This is a genomic window from Helcococcus sp. KG196 (genome assembly GCF_046035495.1).
Classification (GTDB): Bacteria; Bacillota; Clostridia; order Tissierellales; family Peptoniphilaceae; genus Helcococcus; species Helcococcus ovis.
The window spans coordinates 1-735 of the sequence record NZ_JBFNFI010000035.1; the positions used below are offsets into that span (position 1 = coordinate 1).

Annotated in this window: 1 protein-coding gene and 1 pseudogene; both read left to right on the forward strand. The window is 21.6% G+C overall.

What is annotated here, in order from left to right; genetic code table 11:
• Positions 1-321: pseudogene (locus tag ABGF45_RS08360) on the forward strand (IS5/IS1182 family transposase); the annotation flags it as partial.
• Positions 272-735: transposase (locus ABGF45_RS08365; protein ID WP_408132180.1), on the forward strand; the 464-nt coding region annotated here is incomplete at its 3' end. The pseudogene ABGF45_RS08360 and the gene ABGF45_RS08365, both read left to right, overlap by 50 nt.

Consider the following 735-nt stretch of genomic DNA (forward strand, 5'->3'; position numbering starts at 1 on the left):
TATTCTACTATCAATAGATTTAGACAAAAATTAGAACCTTTTGTAGAAAAAATATTAGAAAAAAATAATAAGTTTTTAATTGATAATAGCCTTTTAGATGCTTCTAGTATTTACATTGACGGAACAAAAATTGAAGCAAATGCTAATAAATACACTTTTGTATGGAAAAAGGCGGTTATTAAATTTAAGGATAATTTAATAAAAAAAGTAATTAAATATTTCAATCTTGATGAAACTATCGAAGAAAACTCTTTAATTAAGTTTTTAGAAAATGAGAATAAAAAACTTTCAAAAAAAATTAAGAGCATTCATAAAACCTAGTAATTATGAGATATCAAAAACAAGAAAATATAAAAAGAAACAAGAATTTAGAGAAAATTTAATTTATGATAAAGATTTAGATCAGTATAAAACTGAGGAAGGGAAAATTTTTCTAAGGATAAAAGATAGAAAAAAAGTTAAAAAAAGTGGATATATTTCAATTTCTAAAGTATATAAATGTTTTGATTGGAATTTAAATGGTACAAAAACTAAATCAATATGGTTTACTGAAATTTTTGAAAAATATAGATTAAAATCATTAGAAAATATAACTTCAAATGAAGGAATTAACGAAAGAGTTAATCGTTCAGTTCAAGCGGAAGGAGCATTTTCAAAATTAAAAGAAGGATTAAAATATAGTAGATTCAAACATAAAGGTCTTAAAAACATTTTAAGTGAAATGAATTTAATGGT